This window comes from Mycobacterium sp. E2497, assembly GCF_001668695.1.
Classification (GTDB): Bacteria; Actinomycetota; Actinomycetes; order Mycobacteriales; family Mycobacteriaceae; genus Mycobacterium.
The window spans coordinates 1-22,469 of record NZ_LZKD01000128.1; the positions used below are offsets into that span (position 1 = coordinate 1).

At 68.7% G+C, this 22,469-nt stretch carries 19 protein-coding genes, 1 tRNA gene and 2 pseudogenes; 12 read left to right on the forward strand and 10 right to left on the reverse strand.

The features are described 5' to 3' along the window. Positions 1 to 883: pseudogene (locus tag A5713_RS10295) on the reverse strand (transcription-repair coupling factor); the annotation flags it as partial. 107 nt (positions 884 to 990) lie between these two features. On the opposite strand from A5713_RS10295, the pseudogene A5713_RS10300 reads away from it, so the two are divergent. Further along, a pseudogene (locus A5713_RS10300) lies at positions 991 to 1,689 on the forward strand (diaminopimelate decarboxylase); the annotation flags it as partial. 39 nt (positions 1,690 to 1,728) lie between these two features. Here A5713_RS10300 and A5713_RS10305 read toward each other — a convergent pair. Next, a complete protein-coding gene (locus A5713_RS10305; protein WP_142393504.1) occupies positions 1,729 to 2,322 on the reverse strand; it encodes a TetR/AcrR family transcriptional regulator in 594 nt (197 codons plus the stop codon). Between the two features lie 163 nt (positions 2,323 to 2,485). Between A5713_RS10305 and A5713_RS10310 the strand changes: the two genes are divergently transcribed. From A5713_RS10310 to pth, 8 genes are all read left to right on the forward strand, one after another. After that, positions 2,486 to 2,557 (forward strand) — tRNA-Gln (locus tag A5713_RS10310). A gap of 201 nt (positions 2,558 to 2,758) precedes the next feature. Further along, positions 2,759 to 4,246 carry a bifunctional UDP-N-acetylglucosamine diphosphorylase/glucosamine-1-phosphate N-acetyltransferase GlmU gene (gene glmU / locus A5713_RS10315; RefSeq protein ID WP_067920295.1) on the forward strand — a complete coding sequence of 496 codons (1,488 nt, stop codon included), beginning with the start codon at positions 2,759 to 2,761 and terminating at the stop codon, positions 4,244 to 4,246. Between the two features lie 91 nt (positions 4,247 to 4,337). Beyond that, the gene (locus A5713_RS10320; RefSeq protein ID WP_067920297.1) at positions 4,338 to 5,318 is read left to right on the forward strand and encodes a ribose-phosphate diphosphokinase; all 981 of its coding nucleotides are present in this window, start codon (positions 4,338 to 4,340) and stop codon (positions 5,316 to 5,318) included. Further along, complete coding sequence (arsC, locus tag A5713_RS10325) at positions 5,319 to 5,675, forward strand: arsenate reductase (glutaredoxin) (protein ID WP_067920299.1); 357 nt, start codon at positions 5,319 to 5,321, stop codon at positions 5,673 to 5,675. Further along, on the forward strand, positions 5,672 to 6,319 hold the full coding sequence (locus tag A5713_RS10330; RefSeq protein ID WP_068095250.1) for an LpqN/LpqT family lipoprotein: 648 nt from the start codon (positions 5,672 to 5,674) through the stop codon (positions 6,317 to 6,319). Before arsC ends, A5713_RS10330 begins: the two co-directional genes overlap by 4 nt. Before the next feature lie 119 nt (positions 6,320 to 6,438). Continuing rightward, a complete protein-coding gene (locus tag A5713_RS10335) occupies positions 6,439 to 7,320 on the forward strand; it encodes an oxidoreductase (protein WP_068095252.1) in 882 nt (293 codons plus the stop codon). A 137-nt stretch (positions 7,321 to 7,457) separates the two neighbouring features. After that, positions 7,458 to 8,126, forward strand: a complete 669-nt coding sequence (locus A5713_RS10340; protein WP_068095254.1) for a 50S ribosomal protein L25/general stress protein Ctc — start codon at positions 7,458 to 7,460, stop codon at positions 8,124 to 8,126. Positions 8,127 to 8,138: 12 nt separating this feature from the next. Then, complete coding sequence (gene pth, locus A5713_RS10345) at positions 8,139 to 8,714, forward strand: aminoacyl-tRNA hydrolase (protein WP_067920308.1); 576 nt, start codon at positions 8,139 to 8,141, stop codon at positions 8,712 to 8,714. Between the two features lie 8 nt (positions 8,715 to 8,722). On the opposite strand, the gene A5713_RS10350 is transcribed toward pth, so the two are convergent. The 5 genes from A5713_RS10350 to A5713_RS10370 all read right to left on the reverse strand — a co-directional run bounded on the left by A5713_RS10350 (position 8,723) and on the right by A5713_RS10370 (position 14,772). Further along, positions 8,723 to 10,357 (reverse strand): fatty acyl-AMP ligase, encoded by a 1,635-nt coding sequence (locus tag A5713_RS10350; RefSeq protein WP_067920360.1) that lies wholly within the window; start codon positions 10,355 to 10,357, stop codon positions 8,723 to 8,725. Positions 10,358 to 10,683: 326 nt separating this feature from the next. Continuing rightward, a complete protein-coding gene (locus tag A5713_RS10355; protein ID WP_197509130.1) occupies positions 10,684 to 11,640 on the reverse strand; it encodes a 4-(cytidine 5'-diphospho)-2-C-methyl-D-erythritol kinase in 957 nt (318 codons plus the stop codon). A gap of 66 nt (positions 11,641 to 11,706) precedes the next feature. Beyond that, positions 11,707 to 12,660, reverse strand: a complete 954-nt coding sequence (gene rsmA, locus A5713_RS10360) for a 16S rRNA (adenine(1518)-N(6)/adenine(1519)-N(6))-dimethyltransferase RsmA (RefSeq protein ID WP_068095256.1) — start codon at positions 12,658 to 12,660, stop codon at positions 11,707 to 11,709. Then, positions 12,624 to 13,751 (reverse strand): resuscitation-promoting factor, encoded by a 1,128-nt coding sequence (locus tag A5713_RS10365; RefSeq protein WP_197516352.1) that lies wholly within the window; start codon positions 13,749 to 13,751, stop codon positions 12,624 to 12,626. Before A5713_RS10365 ends, rsmA begins: the two co-directional genes overlap by 37 nt. Before the next feature lie 166 nt (positions 13,752 to 13,917). Continuing rightward, the gene (locus A5713_RS10370; protein ID WP_068095258.1) at positions 13,918 to 14,772 is read right to left on the reverse strand and encodes a TatD family hydrolase; all 855 of its coding nucleotides are present in this window, start codon (positions 14,770 to 14,772) and stop codon (positions 13,918 to 13,920) included. A gap of 19 nt (positions 14,773 to 14,791) precedes the next feature. On the opposite strand from A5713_RS10370, the gene metG reads away from it, so the two are divergent. Both metG and A5713_RS10380 read left to right on the forward strand, forming a co-directional pair. Further along, complete coding sequence (metG, locus tag A5713_RS10375) at positions 14,792 to 16,342, forward strand: methionine--tRNA ligase (protein ID WP_068095259.1); 1,551 nt, start codon at positions 14,792 to 14,794, stop codon at positions 16,340 to 16,342. 153 nt (positions 16,343 to 16,495) lie between these two features. Next, on the forward strand, positions 16,496 to 16,858 hold the full coding sequence (locus tag A5713_RS10380; protein WP_067920319.1) for a PAS domain S-box protein: 363 nt from the start codon (positions 16,496 to 16,498) through the stop codon (positions 16,856 to 16,858). Between the two features lie 76 nt (positions 16,859 to 16,934). Here A5713_RS10380 and A5713_RS10385 read toward each other — a convergent pair whose 3' ends face one another. The 3 genes from A5713_RS10385 to A5713_RS10395 form a co-directional block, all read right to left on the reverse strand. After that, positions 16,935 to 18,932, reverse strand: a complete 1,998-nt coding sequence (locus A5713_RS10385) for a hypothetical protein (RefSeq protein WP_068095261.1) — start codon at positions 18,930 to 18,932, stop codon at positions 16,935 to 16,937. 97 nt (positions 18,933 to 19,029) lie between these two features. Continuing rightward, positions 19,030 to 19,740 (reverse strand): TetR/AcrR family transcriptional regulator, encoded by a 711-nt coding sequence (locus A5713_RS10390; protein ID WP_068095263.1) that lies wholly within the window; start codon positions 19,738 to 19,740, stop codon positions 19,030 to 19,032. A gap of 129 nt (positions 19,741 to 19,869) precedes the next feature. Then, a complete protein-coding gene (locus tag A5713_RS10395; RefSeq protein ID WP_067920325.1) occupies positions 19,870 to 20,547 on the reverse strand; it encodes a TetR/AcrR family transcriptional regulator in 678 nt (225 codons plus the stop codon). Positions 20,548 to 21,233: 686 nt separating this feature from the next. On the opposite strand from A5713_RS10395, the gene A5713_RS10400 reads away from it, so the two are divergent. Continuing rightward, positions 21,234 to 22,448 carry a PPE family protein gene (locus tag A5713_RS10400; RefSeq protein WP_068095265.1) on the forward strand — a complete coding sequence of 405 codons (1,215 nt, stop codon included), beginning with the start codon at positions 21,234 to 21,236 and terminating at the stop codon, positions 22,446 to 22,448. Positions 22,449 to 22,469: the final 21 nt, after the last annotated feature.

The window sequence follows — 22,469 nt, forward strand, 5'->3', positions numbered from 1 at the left end:
CCGGCAGCGTCACCGACATGCTGGCCAAGTTGGCCGAGGGCATCGCGGTCGACGGAATGGAGGCGCTGCTGCCGGTGATGGCGGGCTCGGCGCCCGAATGCCGGGCGGCCAGCGCCGCGGCCCGTTCCCGGACGTCGTCGGTCAGCAGCAGTTCGCGGCAGGCCACCGCGATGACCGTGTCGACCTCGATCTCGGGAATGGAGCGCTGGTCGGCGACGGCGAACATCCGCATCTCGCTGACCTCGTCGCCCCAGAACTCGACGCGGACCGGGTGTTCGGCGGTCGGTGGGAAGACGTCGAGAATTCCGCCACGGACGGCGAACTCGCCCCGCCGGCCCACCATGTCGACCCGGGTGTAGGCCAGCTCGACCAGCCGGGCGACGACATCCTCGAAAGCGATCTCCTGCCCCACGCTCAGGGTTACCGGCTCGACCAGCCCCAGCTGTGGCGTCATCGGCTGCAGCAGCGAGCGCACCGCCGTCACCACCACTTGCAGTGGCGGGCCCAGCCGTGCGTCGTCCGGGTGGGCCAGCCGGCGCAGCACGGTCAATCGGGCGCCGACGGTGTCGACGCCCGGTGAGAGCCGCTCGTGCGGCAGGGTCTCCCACGACGGGAAGGCCGCCACGGCATCGCCGAAGACGCCGCGCAGCTCGGCGGTCAGGTCATCGGCTTCGCGCCCGGTCGCGGTGACTACCAGCAAAGGACCCGACCGCGCCAGCGCACTGGCGACGAACAACCGTGCGCTGGCTGGACCCACCAGGTGAAGCTCAGCCGGTCGTTCGGCCGCGCTTTCGATCAGCTGCTGGAAGGCCGGCGCGGTGAGCGCCAATTCAACGAGCCCCGCGATCGGGGGTTCTGGGCGAGCAGGCCCCGGTGCGGTCATGATGAATCCATTCTAGGGGCGCCAAGATTCGTCAATTTCGAGCCCGGCGCCGTCAAGGGGTCGTAAGGAAAACCCCGACCGCCTCGGCGCGGGCGCACCGTGGACTCATGACATTGCTGGACATCCTGCCGTCCATCGGTGACGCGGCGCCCCCGCTGTGCGCCGGCGCCGGACGCCACGCCCCGGCCGGCGTGGCCGACGAGGCCGATTTCCGGGAGCGCGCCCGCCGTTGGCGCAAAGCGCTGCGGGGTGCGCGCGTCGTCTACTTCGGCCGGTCGCCGCTGACCGCCGAGGTCGCGCGCTTCGTACGCGAACAGGGCCTCGGCATCGGCGTCCGCTCGGACGGCGAGCTGGCGGTCGCCCTCGCCGCGGGGACGGACCCGGCACGCATCGTCGCGCACCCAGGATCGCCCGAGTTGTTGCGCGACGCGGTGGGCGTCGGCGTCGGGCGCATCGTGCTGGACTCGCCCATCGAGGCTCCCCACGTCGCCGGCCGGGCGCGGCGCGGGCCGGCGCGCACCACCTTCGACCTGGTGGGCCTGCACTGCCGGCCGGATCCTTCGGCCACCCGGGCCGGCGCCGCGGCCCGCTACGACGAGGCGATCCGCCGGACGATTGCCGCCATGGCGGACGTCCGCGCCCGGCACGACATCATCCTCACCGAACTTCACTTGGGTGGTGACCAGGCCGACCCTTACGTCGTGGGCGGATCGGAACCCGGTGCCGACGAGCTGGCCGCCATCATCGAGGACGCGCTCGACGAGGCCTGCGCCGCAGAGCATTTCCCCCGGCCCGTCGTCGCGGTGGGTGTGACGCTGACCGCATGAACCCGCCGGGCCGAGCCCCTACTGGTCCTGCAGCCTGGGGTCGGCCTCCAGATGGGTCAGCCCGTTCCACATCAGGTTGACCAGGTGCGCGGCGACCACTTCTTTCTTGGGCTCGCGGGTGTCGAGCCACCACTGCGCCGTCATCGACACCGAGCCCACCAGCGCCTGCGCGTACAGCGGCGCCAGCTCCGGGTCCAGGCCGCGACGCGCGAAGTCGCCGGCCAGGATGGAACTGACCTGGCTGACGGCGTCGTTGAGCAGGCTGGAGTAGGTGCCGGAGCTGATCGCGGCCGGCGAGTCGCGGATCATGATCCGGAAGCCGTCTGTGCGCTCCTCGACGTAGGTGAGCAACGCCAGCGCGACCCGTTCGACGCGCACCCGGGACCGGTTGTTGGTCAGCGACGAGGTGATGCCGTCGAGCAACGCCGACATCTCCCGGTCGACGACCACGGCGTACAACCCCTCCTTGCCGCCGAAATGTTCGTAGACGACCGGCTTGGACACGTTGGCGCGCAGCGCGATCTCCTCGATCGAGGTGCCCTCGTAGCCGCGTTCGGCGAACAGCGAGCGTGCGATGCCGATGAGTTGCTGTCGGCGCTCGCTGCCGGTCATCCGCGCGCGCGGCGCGCGCACCTCCTTGTCCGGCTCCTTATCGAGAACAGCCACGTCAATCAGCGTATAGCGTCGACAGGCCCGAAAAGCCGGTGTATCACTCGGCGCCGCGGTCGGCCCGCACACCGTCTAAAGTCTTGGGTTGGCGCGGTCTGCCGCCCGGTCCGTCGTGGTGTAATCGGCAGCACCTCTGATTTTGGTTCAGATAGTTCAGGTTCGAGTCCTGGCGACGGAGCACGGCTCGCGAGTGTGGGGCCTATGGACGAATTCGCGGCAGTTTCCATACCTAGGGCCCACAGTCGGCGAGTCGACCTAGGCGAGTCGACATAGGCGCCAGCCCTGGGCGCGGTCTTTGCGTCAACATCAGATGAAGTGCCACGCTTGACGGCGTGTCGTCCTACGGAGACGGCGTCCCCGCCGGGGTTGAGGAGAGTTGATGGCGTCTCGTGGTGATACCGCGGTCCTGGTGCTCGCGGCCGGGCCCGGCACCCGGATGCGTTCGGACACCCCCAAGGTGCTGCACGAGATCGGCGGGCGCAGCATGCTGTCGCACCTGCTGCACGCCATCACCAAGGTCGCGCCGCAGCACCTGGTCGTCGTCCTGGGCCACGATCATCAGCGCATCGCGCCGCTGGTGGCCGAATCGGCCGACGCCCTCGGCCGTGGCATCGAGGTCGCCCTGCAGGACCGGCCGCTGGGCACCGGCCACGCGGTCCGCTGCGGGCTGTCCGCGCTGCCCGACGACTACGCCGGCGTGGTCGTCGTCACCTCCGGCGACACGCCGCTGCTGGACCCCGACACCCTGGCGGGCCTGATCGAGACGCACAACGCCGGGGCTGCCGCCGCGACCGTGCTCACCACGACCCTGGACGACCCCACCGGCTATGGCCGCATCCTGCGCACCCAGGACGACGAGGTCACCGCGATCGTGGAGCACGCCGACGCAACGCCGTCCCAGCGGGAAATCCGCGAGGTGAACGCCGGGGTCTACGCCTTCGACGTCGCGGCGTTGCGCTCCGCGCTGAGCCGGCTGAGCTCCGACAACGCCCAGCAGGAGCTCTACCTGACCGACGTCATCTCGATCCTGCGCGGGGACGGGCGGGCCATCCAGGCCCAGCACGTCGACGACAGCGCCCTGGTCGCCGGCGTCAACAACCGCGTGCAGCTGGCGCAACTGGGCGCCGAGCTCAACCGCCGCCTCGTCGCCGCCCATCAGATGGCCGGGGTGACCATCGTGGACCCGGCGACCACCTGGATCGACGTCGACGTCACGATCGGGCGCGACACCGTCATCCACCCCGGCACGCAGCTGCTGGGGCGCAGCCAGGTCGGGAGCCACTGCGTCGTCGGCCCCGACACCACACTCACCGACGTCACCGTCGGCGACGGTGCGTCGGTGGTGCGCACGCACGGCACGTCGTCGTCCATCGGTGCGGGGGCCACGGTCGGCCCGTTCACCTATCTGCGGCCCGGCACCGTGCTGGGCGACGAAGGCAAGCTCGGGGCGTTCGTCGAGACCAAGAACTCCACGATCGGCACGGGCACCAAGGTTCCGCACCTGACCTACGTCGGGGACGCCGACATCGGCGAACACAGCAACATCGGGGCGTCGAGCGTCTTCGTCAACTACGACGGCACGTCCAAGGCCCGCACCACCGTCGGCTCGCACGTGCGCACCGGGTCGGACACCATGTTCGTCGCCCCGGTGACGGTCGGCGACGGGGCGTACACCGGCGCGGGAACCGTGGTCCGCGACGACGTCCCGCCGGGCGCGCTGGCCGTGTCCGCGGGCCCGCAGCGCAACATCGAGGGCTGGGTACAGCGCAAACGACCGGGCAGCGCGGCCGCCGAGGCGGCCGAGAAGGCGGCCCGAAAACCGTCCGGGGCCGTCGAAGGGAAATCCGAGCCCGAACAGACACCGTGATGTCGGTTTCTGGTAACCCGGCCACTTTTCCGTACGATTCGCTACGTACGATTGGCCATCCACTTTTGATCCGAACGGCGAGGGCAGTGCGTTGAGCCACGACTGGACCGACAACCGCAAAAACCTGATGCTCTTCTCCGGCCGTGCGCACCCGGAGTTGGCCGAGCAGGTGGCAAAGGAGCTCGACGTCCACGTCACCGCTCAGACGGCGCGCGAGTTCGCCAACGGCGAGATCTTCGTGCGGTTCCACGAGTCGGTGCGCGGGTGCGACGCGTTCGTCCTGCAATCACATCCGAATCCGGTGAACAACTGGCTGATGGAACAGCTGATCATGATCGACGCGCTCAAGCGGGGCAGCGCCAAGCGGATCACCGCGGTCATGCCGTTCTACCCGTACGCCCGGCAGGACAAGAAGCATCGCGGCCGCGAACCGATCTCGGCGCGGCTGGTCGCCGACCTGCTCAAGACCGCGGGCGCCGACCGGATCGTGACCGTCGACCTGCACACCGACCAGATCCAGGGATTCTTCGACGGGCCGGTCGACCACATGCGCGCCCAGAACCTGCTGACCGGGTACATCCGCGACAACTACCCCGACGGCAACATGGTGGTCGTCTCCCCCGACTCGGGCCGGGTACGCATCGCCGAGAAGTGGGCCGACGCATTGGGTGGCGTTCCACTGGCCTTCATTCACAAGACCCGCGATCCGCGGGTGCCCAACCAGGTGGTGTCCAACCGGGTCGTCGGCGAAGTGCAGGGCAGGACCTGCGTGCTCATCGACGACATGATCGACACCGGCGGCACCATCGCGGGCGCGGTCAAGTTGCTGCGCGACGAGGGCGCCGGTGACGTGATCATCGCGGCCACCCACGGCGTGCTGTCCGACCCGGCCGCCGAGCGGCTCGCCGCGTCCGGCGCGCGGGAGGTGATCGTCACCAACACGCTGCCGATCGGCGAGGAGAAGCGTTTCCCCCAGCTCACCGTCCTGTCCATTGCGCCGCTGTTGGCCAGCACCATTCGCGCCGTCTTCGAAAACGGCTCCGTGACGGGGCTTTTCGACGGGGACGCCTAGATGGCTGTACAGCCTGCCGAAGCCGTCATCTACCACAATCCCCGGTGCAGCACCTCCCGTAAGACGCTGGATCTGTTGCGCGACAACGGCGTTGAGCCGACGATCGTCGAGTACCTGAAGACCCCGCCGTCGCGCACCGAACTGGCTCGCATGATCAGCGATTCGGGGATCGACGTGCGGACCGCGGTACGCAAGAAGGAATCGCTGTACGCAGAGCTCGATCTGGCGGATGCGACCGACGATGAGTTGCTCGACGCCATGGCCGAGCATCCGATCCTGATCGAGCGGCCGTTCGTCGTGACGGCGAAGGGCACCCGGCTGGGCCGGCCGGTCGAGAAGGTCCGCGAGATTCTGTGAGGCGCGCGTGCGCGGCCGCGGCCATTGCGCTGACGCTGCCCGCGGTGGCGTGCGGCCCGAAAACGCCCGACTATCAATCGATCTGGTCGACGACTCCGACGACCACGACCACCACGACGCGGGTGGCGAAACCCGTCCCGCTGTCGCAGTATCTGCAGAACATCGGCGTGACCGGCCAGCAGGTCGCGCCGGGCAACCTGCCCGACCTGACGGTGTCGATCCCGACTCCCTCGGGCTGGACGGCGGCGAACAACCCGCACATCGCGCCCGAGACGGTGATGATCTCCAAGGGCGGCAAGTATCCGACCGCCCGGCTCGTAGTCTTCCTGCTGCGCGGCGACTTCGATCCGGCCCAGGTGATCCAGCACGGTAACGACGACGCTCAGCTGTTCGAGAACTTCAAGCAGCTGGACGCCTCGTCGACGCCCTACAACGGCTTCCCCTCCTCGATGATCCAGGGCAGCTACGACCTGGACGGCACGCGGCTGCACAGCTTCAACCGGATCGTCATCGCGACCGGGTCTTCGCCCGCCCACCAGCGGTATTTGGTTCAGCTCACCATCACCGACCTCGCCAACGAGGCGGTCGCGCAGTCCACCGACATCGAGGCGATCATGCGGGGGTTCGTCGTCGCCGCGAAGTGATTTCAGACCGCCGGGCTTCGCCGAGATTGCCACCACGGTCGTGATCGCCGCCGCAACCACCGCCGCGGCGGCAATCTCGGCGCGATCCCGCTGAGCCGGCCGGATTAGGCTCGTCAGCCATGACCAACTGGACCGCCGCAGACCTACCCTCGTTCGCCGGGCGCACCGTCATCGTCACGGGCGCCAACAGCGGGCTGGGCGCGGTGACCGCCCGCGAACTGGCGCGGTGCGGCGCGACGCTCGTCATGGCCGTCCGCGACGTCCGCAAGGGCGAGAAGGCCGCGCTGCAGATCCGGGGCTCCCACACCGGCCCCGTCGAGGTGCGCTCACTCGACCTGCAGAACCTCTCTTCGGTGCGCGAATTCGCCGGCGGGGTCGACAAGGCCGACGTGCTGATCAACAACGCGGGCATCATGGCCGCCCCGTACCGGCAGACCGTCGACGGCTTCGAGAGCCAGATCGGCACCAACCACCTCGGGCATTTCGCGCTCACCAACCTGTTGCTGCCCAAGCTCACCGATCGCGTGGTGACCGTGTCGTCGATGGCGCACTGGGCGGGCCGGATCAGCCTCGACGACCTGAACTGGAAGACGCGGCGCTACTCGCCGTGGCTGGCCTACAGCCAGTCCAAGCTCGCCAACCTGCTGTTCACCAGCGAGCTGCAGCGCCGGCTGGACGGGGCCGGTTCCGCGCTGCGCGCGCTGGCCGCCCACCCCGGCTACTCGCACACCAACCTGCAGGGGGCCTCGGGCCGCAGGCTGGGTGACGCGATGATGTCGGCGGTCACCCGGATCGTCGCCACCGACGCCGACTTCGGGGCCCGCCAGACGTTGTATGCCGCGTCGCAGGACCTTCCGGGCGACACGTTCGTCGGGCCGCGGTTCGGGCAGACCGGCCGCACCCAGCCGGTCAGGCGCAGCCGGCGGGCACAGGACCGGGCGATGGCGACGGCGCTGTGGGGACTGTCGGAGCAGCTCACCGGCACCGAATTTCCGCTCTGAGGTGCGCATGCGCTAACCTGACCGGGCGTCACGGCGAGGGTGGCTGGCCAGCCAGCACCGTTATCGACGGAGACCGACGAACTGTCGCGACCCTGGCCGTGCCCACACTCAGGCACCGAGCACACAGGAGCGACACGATGGCCAAGTCCGCGGGCAACCAACTCACCGCCACGGTACGAACCGAGACCGGCAAGGGCGCGTCCCGCCGGGCCCGCCGCGAGGGCAAGATTCCCGCCGTCCTCTACGGCCACGGCGCCGAGCCGCAGCACCTGGAGTTGCCGGGTCACGACTTCGCGGCGGTGTTGCGCCACGCGGGCACCAACGCGGTGCTGAGCCTGGACATCGACGGCAAGGAACAGCTGGCGCTGACCAAGGCGCTCGACATCCACCCGATCCGCCGCACCATTCAGCACGCCGACCTGCTGGTCGTGCGCCGTGGCGAAAAGGTGGTCGTGGAGGTCAACGTCGTCATCGAGGGCGACGCCGCACCCGGCACCCTGGTCACCCAGGACACCAACACCATCGAGATCGAGGCCGAGGCCCTGTCGATCCCCGAGCAGCTGACGGTGTCGGTGCAGGACGCCGAGCCCGGCACCCAGTTCGCCGCCGGGCAGATCGAGCTGCCGCGGGGCGTCAACCTGATCTCCGACCCGGAGATGCTGGTGGTCAACGTGGTGGTCGCGCCGACCGCCGAGGACCTCGAGGAAGAGGGCGCCGGCGAGGCCGCCGCGGGCGCACCCGCCCCGGCGGAAGAGGAAGCCGGCGAGGCCACAGATTCCGGGGCCCCCGCGGGCGAGTCCGAGTAGGCGGACCGCAACGTGGCCGAGCCGTTGCTGGTGGTCGGCCTGGGCAACCCCGGAGACAACTACGCCCGCACCCGGCACAACCTCGGGTTCATGGTCGCCGACCTGCTCGCCGACCGGTTGGGCTCGAAGTTCAAGGTGCACAAGCGGTCCGGGGCCGACGTGGTCAGCGGTCGACTGGCGGGGCACTCGGTGCTGGTCGCCAAGCCGCGCTGCTACATGAACGAGTCCGGCCGCCAGGTCGGGCCGTTGGCGAAGTTCTATTCGGTGCCGCCGGCCGACATCGTCGTCGTCCACGACGACCTCGACCTCGACTTCGGCCGGATCCGGCTCAAGATCGGCGGCGGCGAGGGCGGCCACAACGGCCTGCGCTCGGTGGCGTCCGCGCTGGGCACCAAGGAGTTTCAGCGCGTCCGCATCGGGATCGGCCGGCCGCCGGGACGCAAAGACCCGGCGGCATTCGTGTTGGAGAACTTCTCGGCCGCCGAGCGCGCCGAGGTCCCCACCATCTGCGAGCAGGCGGCCGACGCCACCGAGTTGCTGATCGAGCTGGGGCTGGAGCCGGCGCAGAACCGCGTCCACGCCTGGTAGAGCCGCCCCTAGGTGACCAGGGTCGCGGAGTGCGACCGGCGCAGCTTGCCCGACGGTGTCTTCGGGATGGTGCCCGGCCCGAGCACCACCACGTTGCGCGGCCGCATGTCGACCTCGGCCACCACCTCGCGGGCGACCTGGTGCTCGATCCGGCGCACCTCGGCCGGGTCCTGCCAGGCGTTGGATTCGACGGCGACGGCGAAGGTCTCGCGTGAGTGGCCGGCGTCCAGGCGCACCGCCACGGCGCACCCGGGCCGCACCCCCTCGACACGGCCGGCGGCCCGCTCGATGTCGGTCGGATAGATGTTACGGCCCGCCATGATGATGACGTCCTTGACGCGGCCGCACACCACGACGTGGCCCTCTTCGGTCATGTAGCCGAGGTCGCCCGTGTCGTACCAGCCGTTCTCGTCCTGCGCCGGGATGAAGCCGCCCATGGTCAGGTAGCCGGGCGTCAGCGACTCCCCGCGCAGTTCGATGACGCCGACGCCGCGTGGCGGCATCACGTCGCCGTTCTCGTCGATGATGCGCGCCTCGAGGTCCTGCAGCAGCGGGCCGAGCGTGGCCAGCCTGCGGGTGTTGCCCTTGGTGGCGGGCACGGCCCGGCGCAGCGCGGCCAGCAGGTCGGCGTCGACCTCGTCGACGACCAGCCCGGCGTTGCACTCCGAGAACGACACCGCCAGCGTGGTCTCGGCCATGCCGTAGGCCGGCAGGATCGCCGAGGGCCGCAGGCCGAACGGCTTACCCGCGTCGAGCAGGTCCTCGACGTCGGCGGGTTCAACCGGCTCGGCGCCCGACAGCGCGAACCGCAGGGTGGACAGGTCGAAGTCGCCGGGCTTGGCGTTGCGGCGCAGCCGCTTGGCGAGCAGCGCGTAGGCGAAGTTGGGCGCCGCGGTCATGGTGCCCTTGTACTTGTCGATGAGCTTGGCCCACAGCAGCGTGTCGCGCAGGAAGTCCATCGGCGTGACCTTGACCAGCTCCGCGCCGAAGTACATCGGGATGGTCAGGAAGCCGACCATCCCCATGTCGTGGAAGCAGGGCAGCCAGCTGACCATGACGTCCCTGTCGACGTCGTACTGCGCGCCGATGAACATTGCCTCGGCGTTGGAGTAGATGTTGCGGTGGGTGATCTGGACGGCCTTGGGAGACCCGGTGGAGCCGCTCGTCAGCTGCATCAGCGCCAGGTCGTCCTCGCCGACCTCGATGGGGTCGACCGGATCCGAGGCCAGCAGGTCGGCGACGGTGAGGACCTTGATGCCCTTCTCCTCGAGCACGGGGATGGCCACCAGGAAGGGCTCGGAGACGATGACGGCCCTCGCCTCGATCATGCCGATGACGTTCATCGTGTCTTCCGCCCACACGGCCAGGTCGGTGCGCGGGGTGGGCTGGTGCAGCATCGTCAGGCTGGCGCCGCGCATCCACAAGCCCTGCGCCGTCGGGGCGATCTCCACCGGGAAGCCGGCCAGCACACCGACCGCGTCGCCCAGCCCGATACCGGCGGCGGCCAGGCCGCCCGCGATGCGGCGGGCGCGCTCGTGGACCTCGCCCCAGGTGTGGCGGACCGGTTCGTGGGGTTCACCGGTGACCATGCCCGTCGTCGCGTTGCGGGCATTGCGGTACATCTTCTCGGTAAACCTGCTCACACAAACCTCCTCGGTTCCGGCGCTCGCCACAACGCCCGGGATCTCATATTCCGCTCCCCGGGTAACGCTTGGGAGCAGGCACGCAAACACAGTCGGGCGGCAGTTAGGTCTCGAATCGGCGATGGGTCGACGGCCAGGCATCCGGCCATCCGGTCGGCGCGAATCGAGCCCCGAAAACGCCGGTGGGCCCGAAGTATCAGTCGTCCGCCGGAAACCCCGGCGGACGACGAAAATAAGTGTTCTTGCTCAGCGCTACCCGTCACCGCGGATTATCTTAAACTCCTCTTAGGGAACAGCCCAAACGAATGCCCGATTTGGGGCGATTTTCACACTTCGGTGGGGGCGGGCACGACCCGCGCGCCGGCCACCGGCCCGCTGGCGACGCGCACCGTGCGGCAGACTCCCACGCCGGACACCTCGGTGCCCACGTCGACCGCCGAGGCCGCCGAGGAGCACAGGAAGGCGCACGTCGGGCCGGAGCCGGACACGATGCCCGCCAGGGCGCCGGCCTCGACCCCGGCGCGCAGGGTGCGGCGCAGTTTGGGATTGAGGCTAACCGCGGCGGCCTGCATCTCGTTGCCCAGCAAGGACGCCAGCTGGTCGGCGTCGCCCGCGGCCAGCGCCGCCAACACCGGTCCGGGCCCGGCAAGCCGCGGCGGGTGCCCCGCCTCCCGCAGCCGGTCCAGCTCGGCGAACACCGCCGGCGTGAGCAGCTCGCCGTCGGCGAACGCCAGCACCCAGTGGAAGGTGTTCCGGGACAACACCGTGGCCAATTCCTCGCCGCGGCCGGTCCCCAGCGCGGTGCCGCCGTGCAGCGCGAAGGGCACGTCGCTACCCAGCCGTGCGGCGAGCATCCGCAGGTCGCGGCGGGGCACGTTGAGCTCCCACAGCGAGTTCATGGCGACCAGCACGGCCGCCGCGTCGGCGCTGCCGCCGGCCATCCCACCGGCCACCGGGATGGATTTGTCGATCATGATCGAGACGTCGGGCGCCCGGCCCACGTGCTCGGCCATGAGTTCGGCGGCCTGCCAGGCGAGGTTGCGCTCGTCGGTCGGCAGTTTGTCGGCGCCCTCCCCGACGACCTCGAGGGAGAGCACGTCGGCGTTGCGGACCGTCACCTCATCGAGCAGGGAGACGGCCTGGAAAACGGTCGTCAGCTCGTGGTAGCCGTCCTCGCGGCGGTCGCCGACCTCCAGATACAGGTTGACCTTCCCGGGCACCCGGACGGTGACCGACCCGGTGGGCACCCACTGGGCGGCGGTGTTGCCGTCAGTCATCGTCACCCATCGCAGCAGACTATCGCTGCGACCGGCCGACTACACGCATTCGCCACCCGGAAGAAGCCGCAGTCAGCTCGGGGACGGCTGCTGTTCGGCCGCGGGCGGGCCGGGCGCGGGCGCGGTGCCGGAAGATTCGGTCGATCGCCGCAACAGCCGCACGAAGTCGTCGATCGACAGCGTCTCGCCACGGCGGGCCGGGTCGATGCTGGCGGCCAGCAGCCGGTTCGCCGACTCGTTGCCCGAGCCGGCCCACTCCGCGAACGCGTTGCGAACGGTCTTGCGCCGCTGCGCGAACGCGATGTCCACCAACTGGAATACCTGGCGCCGGAAGGCTTCGTCGGTGGGCCACTGCGCAGTGGCGTAGCGGTCGATGCGAACCAGTCCCGAGTACACGCGGGGAATCGGCCAGAAGACCGTCGGCGACACCATGCCACACCGCCGAACCGTTCCGAAGAAGCGGACCTTGACGCTGGGCACGCCGTAGTCCTTGCCGCCAGGCTCGGCGGCCAGGCGTTCGGCCACCTCCGCCTGCACCATCACCGTCACGGTCCGGATGGACGGGAACTCGGCGAGCAGGTGCAGCAGCGCCGGGACCGCCACGTTGTACGGCAGGTTGGCGACGACCGCGTTGGGCGCGGCGGCCAGCTCGTCCGGCCGCAGGGTCAACACGTCACGGTTGAGCACGGTCAGCCGCTGGATCTCGCTGTTCGAATGCTCGGTGACGGTCTGCGGCAGGCGGTCGGCCAGCACCGGGTCGATTTCGACGGCGGTGACGGTGGCGCCGCGGTCGAGCAAGGCCAGCGTCAGCGAGCCCAGGCCGGGGCCGACCTCGAGGACGTGGTCGGCCCGGCCGACCCCGGAGGTCGAGACGATCCGGCGGACCGTGTTGGCGTCGTGGACGAAGTTTTGACCGAGGGATTTCCGGGGCCGAAAATCAAGTTCTTTGGCAAGCCGCCTGATCTCGGTGCGACCGAGCAGCCGGATGGTCAGTTCGCACCAGCTCTTCCGCTGCACACCGGCCAGGCGCCCCAGCCCTGGCGCTGGCGGGTCACCTCGGCGACCGCGATCTGTTCTTCTCGGGTGGCCAGGTCCGCGCGCGAGGCGAAGCGCAGCCCGCCGTTGCGCTCCCAGGTGCCCTGGTCGAACTGCACGCCGCCGTAGTAGCCGTTGCCGGTGTTGATCGCCCAGTTTCCGCCGGCCTCGCAGCCCGCGATCGCGTCCCAGATGGATCCGTTGGTCACCGGTGGGACATCGGTGCCGGGCCTGGTGCCCACCCGCACCACCGCCTCACGGGCCGGGGTGATCACCGTGTTGGCGATCGGCAACCGCCCGGTCTCGACGCCGTTGACGGTGGCCACCGCGAAGGTGACGTCCTGGGTGCCCGGGGCGCCCGGGTCTTCGACCACCTGGCGGCTCATGTTCATGTCCGGGTCCTCGACCCGGCGGGCGTTCGGCGGCAACGGCATCCGCTCGGTGACCCGCTGGATCCGGTTACGGGTCACCTGGATCTCCATGCCGTCGACGATGGGCGACGACGCGCTCGGCACCGCCTGATCGCCCTCGAGCAGCGGCGCGCCGGCGGCGCTCAGCAGCCCCGCCACATTCGGTGCGGGCAGGTGGACCGTGCGGGTCGCGCCGCCGTCGTTGATGCGGACGGTCTTCGCGCTGACGACGGGCAGGGCCATTCCGGCCAGCGGGACCCGGCTGCCGCGGGAGGCCGCGGCCGGGGCGGTGTCGGTCATGGCGAGTTGGGCCAGCGCCTCGTCGACGGTCGACGCCGTCGTCCACACCTGCTTGGTGTCGCGGCCGTCCAGCGAGATCTGCAACGGCCGGCTGCGGCGCAACACGATGTTGGCGGCGTCGTGCACCTTGACGTCTCCGGCGGGGTACAGGTCGTCACGTTCGTCGACGGGGAAGCCGTTCTCCTGCACGATGTCGATCACCCGCGACTTCATCGTCGTGACCCGCATGGCGATTCCGTCGACGGTCAGCGTCACCGTCTTGCACGCGGAGACCGCGAATCCGCCGGCGAACGCCAGGACTACGAGCAGCCCTCCGACGACAAGCCGCAACATCGGCGACGGGCTCTGATGAAGTTTTGTTAATACAGTCAACGTGCGTCTATCCCGACCACAGCAAGCACTCCAACGACCTAATCAGCACCAAACGACAAATTAGGGCCCGGAGGCCCCACCCTTTCGATCACAAGACGGTAACGAACCGGCCAATGTTGAGCAACTCCTGCGCGACTTTGTTACCGCGATCGCGCCGGTCCGCGGGTCAACCGGGAGGCAGTCCGTAGATCCGGCGGGCGTTGTTCGTGGAGGCCAGCGCCAGCTCTTCGGCCGGACGACCTACCAGTTCAGCGACCGCCCGCACAGTATAAGGAAGGCAGTACGGCTCGTTGGGCGACCCGCGGTAGGGATGCGGCGTCAAGAAGGGCGCATCGGTCTCCACCAGAAGCTGCTGCAGGGGTATCAACGGAATGGCGTCCCGCAGCTCGCGGGCGTTGCGGAAACTCGCCGTCCCGGACAGGCTGAGCAGCCACCCGGCGTCCACGCATCGCCGGGCCATCGCGGCGCCCGACGAGAAGCAGTGGAAGATCACCGCGTCGGGGGCGCCCTCGGCGGCCAACACGTCGAGCACCTCGACATCGGCCTCGCGGTTGTGGATCATCAGCGGTTTTCCGCACCGCTTTGCCAGGTCGATATGCCAGGCGAAGGCGTCGCGCTGCGTGCCCGGCTGCGCGCACCCGTCGAGGCGGCCGGGCCAATACAGGTCCAGCCCGGTCTCGCCGACGGCCACCACCCGCGGATGCGCCGCCAGTCGTTCGATCTCGGTACGCGCGTCGTCGTCCAGCGCGTCGGCGCGGGTCGGATGCAGTCCCACCGCGGCGTACACCCGCGGATCCCATTCGGCGGCTCGCGTCACCCAGCGCGCCGAATCCAGGTCGTCGGCGATGGTGACCACCGCGCCCACCCCGACCGCCGCGGCGCGGTCCACGATGGCGCGCACGTCCCCGGCGTCTCGCGCGCCGCAGGCGTCGAGGTGGGTGTGGGCGTCGATGAGGGGCGCCAGCGGTTCAGGCGCGGGCGGCGCTTCTCGTTCACCAGAGCGGTTGGAACTCACGGCCACACAATAGGGTGGACTCTCGATGAGGCCCTACTACGTCACCACGGCGATCACGTACCCCAACGGTGATCCGCACGTCGGGCATGCCTACGAGTACATCGCCACCGACGCCATCGCCCGGTTCAAGCGGCTGGACGGGTTCGACGTGCGATTCCTGACCGGGACCGACGAGCATGGCCTCAAGATGGTCGAGACGGCCGCGGCCGAGGGCATTCCCACCGCGGAGCTGGCGCGGCGCAACTCCGACGCGTTCCAGCGCCTGCAGGAGCGGCTGAACATCTCGTTCGACCGGTTCATCCGCACCACCGACCCGGACCACCAGGAGGCCTCCAAGGCGATCTGGCGGCGGATGCAGGCCGCCGGGGACATTTACCTGGACACCTACTCGGGCTGGTATTCGGTGCGCGACGAGCGGTTCTTCGTCGAATCCGAGACCGCGATCGTCGACGGCACCCGGATCGCCGTCGAAACCGGCACCCCGGTGACGTGGACCGAGGAGCAGACCTATTTCTTCCGGCTGTCGGCGTATGCCGACAAGCTGCTGGCCCACTACGACGCCAACCCCGATTTCATCGGGCCCGAGGCGCGCCGCAACGAAGTCGTCAGCTTCGTCTCCGGCGGCCTGCGGGACCTGTCGATCTCGCGCACCTCCTTCGACTGGGGGGTGAAGGTGCCCGAACATCCCGATCACGTCATGTACGTCTGGGTCGACGCACTGACCAATTACCTGACCGGCGTCGGCTATCCGGACACCGAATCCGAGCTGTTCCGCCGTTACTGGCCGGCGGACTTGCACATGATCGGCAAGGACATCATCCGGTTCCACACGGTGTACTGGCCGGCATTTCTGATGTCAGCCGGGATCGAATTGCCGCGCCGGGTTTTCGCGCACGGCTTTCTCCTCAACCGCGGCCAGAAGATGAGCAAGTCGGTGGGCAACATCGTCGACCCGGTCGCCCTTATCGACACTTTCGGCGTGGACCAGCTCCGCTACTTCCTGTTGCGGGAGGTGCCGTTCGGTCAGGACGGCAGCTACACCGAAGACGCGATCGTCACCCGGATCAACTCCGACCTGGCCAACGAGCTCGGCAACCTGGCCCAGCGGTCGTTGTCCATGGTGGCCAAGAACCTCGGTGGGGTCGTCCCCGAACCGGGCGAGCTGACCGCCGCGGACGCGGACCTGCTGGCAACCGCCGACGGGTTGCTGGAGCGGGTGCGCGCCAGCTTCGACGGGCAGGCCATGCATCTGGCGTTGGAGGCGATCTGGCTGATGCTCGGCGAGGCCAACAAATACTTCTCGGCCCAGCAGCCGTGGGTGTTGCGCAAGAGCGAGTCCGAGGCGGATCAACTCCGGTTCCGGACCGTGCTGTACACCACCTGCGAGGCGGTCCGCATCGCGGCTCTGCTCGTCCAGCCGGTGATGCCCGACTCCGCCGGCAAGCTGCTCGACCTGCTCGGGCAGCCGGCGGACCGGCGGGCGTTCGACGCCGTCGGCGCGCGCCTGGCCCCGGGCACGAAACTGCCGCCGCCCACGGGCGTGTTCCCCCGTTACCAGCTTCCCGAAGGCGGGTGAGCGGCCCCGGACACCGAAACGTGGTGGCCGGAAAAGAGGTGGCGCGCGGACCGGCGCATCCGCATCTGCGCAAAGGCCTCGTGTATAGCCTATGTTATGCGCCATAATCGGCCGGTGGAGCGACGACGTAATCGGCAGCACGCTGACTCGCCGATGACGGCCTTGAAGCAGTTGCCGGCATTGGTTGTGCTAGAGCGGATCCCGATCCCCGTGCTGGCCATCGAGAACGACGGCCGCATCCTGTTTTCTAACGCCGCGTTCGCCGAGATGATGGGTTACGAGCCGGAGGAGGTGTTGTCGCTCCGGTTCCACCAGATCTTCCATCACGCACCGGACTCGGATTCGTTGTTATCGGTCGTTCACTCGCTGGCCAACATGGTCGTCGAGTTGGCCCACAAGGACGGCTCGGTGGTGCGCGCCCTGATGAGCAAGTCGGCGGCGATGCGGGCCGACGATCAGTTCGTCCTCGCGGCCTTCCAGGACCTGACCGAGCAGTTGTGGAAGGAAGACCGCTAGCCGCGTCGAGCAGGTGCCGGCGGACCGACGGCGAACTTCTTGACGGCCGCACGCCCGGTCCGTGACAGCGATAAAGCTAACGGCGCCGCCGTAATTCGCGCCTGGTGCGCCACAAGATCACCCCGCCGCCGACGATGGCGACGGCGATCCAGCCTGCGCCGAACCACCACAGCCAGCCGAGGTCGGAGTGGCCCTGCGATGCCGCGGCCGGACCCGCCGCTGGGGTGTGCTCGACGGTCACCGGATCCTGCCCCCCAGGTGCGGACACCACCGCGACGCCGTTGAGCCGTTGCCAGCGTTTGTTATCGCCGTTCAGCCATCGGAGCAACTCGTCGAGCTGCGCGGGCGCCCCATTGGACGTCGCCACCAACAGCGACCTGCCCCGGTTGAAAACCGTTTGGAGAGAGGCGAACCGGAGATCGGGGTCCAGCGTGATCTTGGCGGGCTTGCCGTCGGATTGGACGGCGTTGACGGTGATCGGCCCGCTGGGCCCCGCGGACACGGGGAGCGCGACGTTGGAGTGATTCCATCCGTCGGCGGCGATGACGATCGCCGGGTCCGACGAGTCGATCGCCTGTTGCACACTCGTAACGGTGGTGTAGAGCGGTACGGAGCTGATGCGCTGCAGGCCGACCACGAGGCTGATCGCACGCACCGTGTCGCTCATCGAGTGGGCCTCGATGCCCACCTGCGTCCGGGGCATCAACGACTGCGGCATCGATTGAAAGCCGTCCGGCACCGGCGGGGCGGCGGGGCTGCTCTGGATTGTGCTGTCGCCGTTGATGTTCAAGGTGAGGAGCTGGCTTCCTGGCCCGGCGGTGTAGAAGTCACCGCAATGCCCGGTGTTGGCCGCGACGTCGAGAACGAGGTCAAGGCTGGTGTAGCGCTGCAGGAGTCGGTCCGGCACGTCGATCCAGCGGTCGATGGTGCCGTGGCCGTCGGTGGGCCAGTGATCGATGGTTTCGGGGCCGATGGTCACGGCGATCTGTCCGCCGATATTCCCCGGGGTCGGAGTGTAGGAGCCCAGAATATGCACGCGCACGTCGTGCACGGATCTGGCGAATCGGGTCTGGTCGACTCCGATCGACACCCGCGGTTGCAGCGACGTGGAGTTGAGAACGGGCTGCGCCAGCTCGCGCAACGTAACGTTGTTCCCGGGCTGCTGCATGCTGGGTTTGAGTTGTTCCACCGCGGCCTTGGAGGACAGGGCGAGCTGCGACACGTCATTGAACAGCACCGCCGTGTTCGATTCGTCGGACTGACCGAGCGGGCCCGACATCAGCAGCCACGGCACGCCGGCCGCACCCTGCAGGGAAAGTCCGTTGTCGGGGCCCTCTTTGACGACGATCTGACGTTCCAGTGGTTGCGGCGGCGTCGGCGGCGCGGCCTGCCCTTCGGCCAACGGGATCACGGCTATCTCGGGGGTCTGCCTGCCGTAGTGCGCGGCGGCGGAGGCGGCCAGTTGGATCGCCGTGTCGGACTCGTTGGGCGATGGCGACTGCGGCAGGTAGATGGAAAGCTTTCGGAGCACCGGCGGCAGGAAGTGCGCCACCGTGGTGGGCGGCAGTTCGACCCCGGTGTAGGTGACCGTGCCGTTGGTCAGGCGCAGCGGGCTCCACGGGTACAGGCAGTAGCCCTCCAATGGCACCAGGTAGGAACGCAGCGTCACCGTCAGCCACTTGTCGTTGACTTCCGCGCCCGCCAGAGGGATGACGATCGGCGCCTGGTCACCGGAGGGCAGATTCAGCCGGGCGAGGGTCCGCTCTCCCTGCGTCACCGTGAGCGACCCGGACCGCAGATTGATCGGCATTTCGACGGTGGCGTTCAGTGCCGTCGGTGTCAGCCCGTGCAGCACCGGCACCGTCAGCTGTTGGGTGCTCGTCACCCCCCAGAACTCCAAAGTCGGGGTCGACCCGATGTCGGTCAGCGACAGGGTCGGCGAGTCCGCCGTCGTGGTCGGGTCGCCGGGCGCGCCCCACGACGCGGGTGCGCTCAGCACCAAAAATCCGGACACGACGGCCAGCGCCACCACCTTGCCCAGACGTCTCGGGTACATCACCGGAACAGTATGCATTGTCGAAAGCGCGTCAACCCCGGTTATCCGGTCACCGTCTCGACGACCGCGAAAAAGCGTGCAGCACTTCCGGCCCGAACGTGGGCGCCGCCGGAGCCTAACCGATCAGGGGCTCCGTGTCGGCGTCCGCACGGGGTAGCACACCCGGGGCGTGGCGCATGACTTCGCGACCAAGGTATTGCCGGAAATAGGGAAGCGACGACTCGGTGACGGTGCCGGGCAGCAGCAGTTCCAAGATCTGACGCAGGCGTCCGGCGATGTCACCCGTGACGGCCCCGTCAGGGTCGCGGCGAGCTATCGCATTGGATACCAACCGCGTTCCGAACATGGATCCCACGAGGAACTCGGACAGCACTTCGGGGTCGACGTCTTTGCGTAGGTCGCCCTCGCTGATCGCTCGCCGGGCCTGCTCTTCGATCATCGCCGCCAGGCCCGCATAGAAGCTTGCGGCGGCCTCGTTCAATCCGCTTAAGGCAGAGGCCAATTGCTCGGCCGTGCGAACCGTCTTGTCCGAGTTCAGCACTTCGACGATGGTGAAGGCGCCGTGTAGCAGGTTCTCCAGCCCGGGCGAGGACGGCCCGCATACGTTGCGGAACGCGGTGAGAAGCGTGTCGGAGCCTTCCTCGAGGATGTCCGACGCCAACGACTCCTTCGAATCGAAGTGGTGATAGAGGGCGCCCTTGGTCATCCCCGTACGCTCGATGATCGCGCCCCACCCCGCGGCGGCATAGCCGACGTCGCCGAAAACCTCTATCGCGGCATCGATAATCTTGCGCCGAGTCGCCTCGGATCGGATCTGACGCGCCACTGTCTCTGCACCTCCGGAGTCACGTCGGATGCGCGGAGCCGCTGGTCTGGCCTCACATCGACCACCAAGACGTCCCAGGTTAGCAGCCGGGGCGACGGCGGGCGGGCGATGTGGTCAGCCCCACTACGGTCACCGCGCATCCCCCTCGGTCGAACTGGCGTTGACGGCCAGCGCCGCACGCCGCCTTAGGAATTGGCGGAAGTAATCGGCGCGATCGGCTTGCAGGATGCCCCCCAGGACGAGCACCCAGCATCTCTCGAGGTCGAGCAGGAATCTTTCCGGCTCGTCGAGATTACTGGTCTTGCGCAGCCCCATGTGCAGGGACACCATCAACCGTCCCACGTCGCGGGGATCGCACTGGTCGTCGATGTCGCCCTCGTCGATGGCCTGCTGAACCACGTCCGACAAGGCGTCCACCCATCCGTTCATCAACGTGTCCCGCAGTCCCGCGGACGACCCGACCGACTCGATCAGATTCAGGCCGGCCCTGACCAGGTCGGTCTTGATGTCTTGAACGGCGATCAGATACGAGAAGTCGATGAGGGTTTCCAGACCCGAGAGGCCCCTGGTCAGCAGGTCACCCACGGCGACGGTAGCCGCGGCGATCTGCTTGTCGATGAGCTCCGCCGCAAGCGCGTGTTTCGACTTGAAGTGGAAGTACATCGCGCCTTTGGTCAGCTGAGCCTCGGCGAGAATGTCATCGAGACCGACGTCGTGGTACGGCCGGCGCGCGAACTGATGCGAGGCGGCCCGCAGAATCTGTCGCCGCGTCGCGTCGGCGCGTCCATCGCTCGAATGGGTCGTCATCGGAATTCTCGTCCGCCCGGACGGTCGCGACCGGGGCGCGGCGGCGCGAACCCGGCGGTGCTGCCGGGCCCTCCGACGACGCCGCAAATGTCGCGGGCAATCGTGCCGGGGGTGGCAACCCGGACCTGGTCGATCGCCATCAGGTTGATGAGCAGGGCATACACCTCGGTTCTCAGGCGGTCTGAATCGACACCGACCGGCCACCCCCGGGCGGTTCGTGGGCCAGGTCCGAGGTTAGCAGCCGAAGGTTCCCGCTTGAGGCGTCATAAATACCAGTAGTGCAGATCACAATGTCTTTACAGACCAGAAGTATGTTTCTTGAGCTATTATCAGGGAGTCAGTTTGTACGGCGACCTGCCCAAACCCAACACTTATGCGTTTGAGCAGCAAATACATCCCGATTCCGGGCCACCCGTAGGGCGTAAGGAGCAGCACATGCCGGTCGTGACCACCAGCCCACGCGGGCTGGCGGCGCCAGCAGGTCGCACGCCCGATAGGGGACCAAGTGCCCTCCGTGTCGCATGCGAAATACCCTTTGGGACCATACGAGGCACGATACATACTTTCGGTATGTCACAGTTCGGATCGCCTGCGTTGGAGTATGTCGCGGCCCCCGCACGTCCGCACGCCTCCCGCCGAGTGGTCGCATGCGGCGTTGCGGACCGCAGTCGAGGCCGGGGCCTGACGTGATTGATTTCGGTGCCTTTCCGCCGGAGTTCAACTCCGCGCGGATGTATGCCGGCCCCGGGCCGGTTTCACTGGTGGCCGCGGCCGTGGCGTGGGACGGCCTCGCCGCCGAATTGCATTCCGCCGCAAGCTGTTACCGGTCAGTGATCGCGGGCCTGACGACCGGGCGCTGGATGGGCCCGTCGTCGCTGGCCATGGCGTCCGCCTTCGCCCCCTACATGGCGTGGATGGCCGGGGCGGCGGCGCGCGCGGCGGAGGCGGCCGGCCAGGCCAGGCTCGCCGTCGAGGTGTACGAAGCCGCCTTCGCGATGACCGTTCCCCCGCCGGCCGTCGCCGCCAACCGCGTGCAGCTCGCGACGCTGGTCGCCACGAACTTCTTCGGCCAGAACGCGGCGGCGATCGCGGCCACCGAGGCCGAATACGGGGAGATGTGGGCGCAGGACGCCGCGGCGATGTACGAGTACGCCGCGGGTTCGGCAATCGCGTGCGAAATGACCCCGTTCACCCCGGCGCCCAACGTCACCGACCCCGCAGGTGTGGTCAGCCAGAGCAGCGCGGTCACCCAGGCCGAAACGTTGGCGGCGACGCATACCTCGCTGTCGCACGTGATGTCCACGGTGCCAAACACCCTGCAGGGGCTTTCGTCGCCGATGACCAGCGGGACGGTGACTCTGACCGACGCGGGTACCAGTGCCGGCAGCGCGGCCGGCACGGCGACCACCTCGGCCGGTTCGTCGCTGATGAACAGCCTCGCCTCCAGCCTGCCGAGCGCGCTTCCCACCTACTTCATGGCGGGCGCGACCCCGCTGTACGGGATGTCCTCCATTCTCGGCATGGCCCAGACCGCCCAGGGCTTGGCGAACGGGGCGATGCAGGCCGCGGGCACCGCTGCCGCGGGGGCCGCGAGCGCGGCGAGCACCGGCGCCGGGGCGCTCGGATCCCTCGGATCGCTCGGATCGGGTGTCGTCGGCAGCCTCGGCAGCGCGGCCTCGCTGGGCCCGCTGGCGGTGCCGGCGAGCTGGACCAGCGTGATACCGGCGGCACACAGCGCCGCTTCCGCGTTGCCGACCATCAGCCTCGCCGGCGCCAACACGCCGCCCAGCATCATGGGCTCGCTGCCGCGCCTGGCCGCCGCGTCGGGCAAGAACCTCGGCCCCCGGTACGGCGTCATCCCGACCGTGATGACGCGGCCGCCCTCCGGTGGATACGCGTAGGCCATGACTCGACCGAAGACG

Bases quoted from the DNA above. Each gene is read 5' to 3' on its own strand.
- arsC (WP_067920299.1), top strand. From the start codon at position 5,319: ATGGCTGTACAGCCTGCCGAAGCCGTCATCTACCACAATCCCCGGTGC.
- A5713_RS10385 (WP_068095261.1), bottom strand. From the start codon at position 18,932: ATGCATACTGTTCCGGTGATGTACCCGAGACGTCTGGGCAAGGTGGTG.
- glmU (WP_067920295.1), top strand. From the start codon at position 2,759: ATGGCGTCTCGTGGTGATACCGCGGTCCTGGTGCTCGCGGCCGGGCCC.
- A5713_RS10380 (WP_067920319.1), top strand. From the start codon at position 16,496: ATGACGGCCTTGAAGCAGTTGCCGGCATTGGTTGTGCTAGAGCGGATC.
- A5713_RS10340 (WP_068095254.1), top strand. From the start codon at position 7,458: ATGGCCAAGTCCGCGGGCAACCAACTCACCGCCACGGTACGAACCGAG.
- A5713_RS10335 (WP_068095252.1), top strand. From the start codon at position 6,439: ATGACCAACTGGACCGCCGCAGACCTACCCTCGTTCGCCGGGCGCACC.
- A5713_RS10395 (WP_067920325.1), bottom strand. From the start codon at position 20,547: ATGACGACCCATTCGAGCGATGGACGCGCCGACGCGACGCGGCGACAG.
- A5713_RS10305 (WP_142393504.1), bottom strand. From the start codon at position 2,322: ATGACCGGCAGCGAGCGCCGACAGCAACTCATCGGCATCGCACGCTCG.
- metG (WP_068095259.1), top strand. From the start codon at position 14,792: ATGAGGCCCTACTACGTCACCACGGCGATCACGTACCCCAACGGTGAT.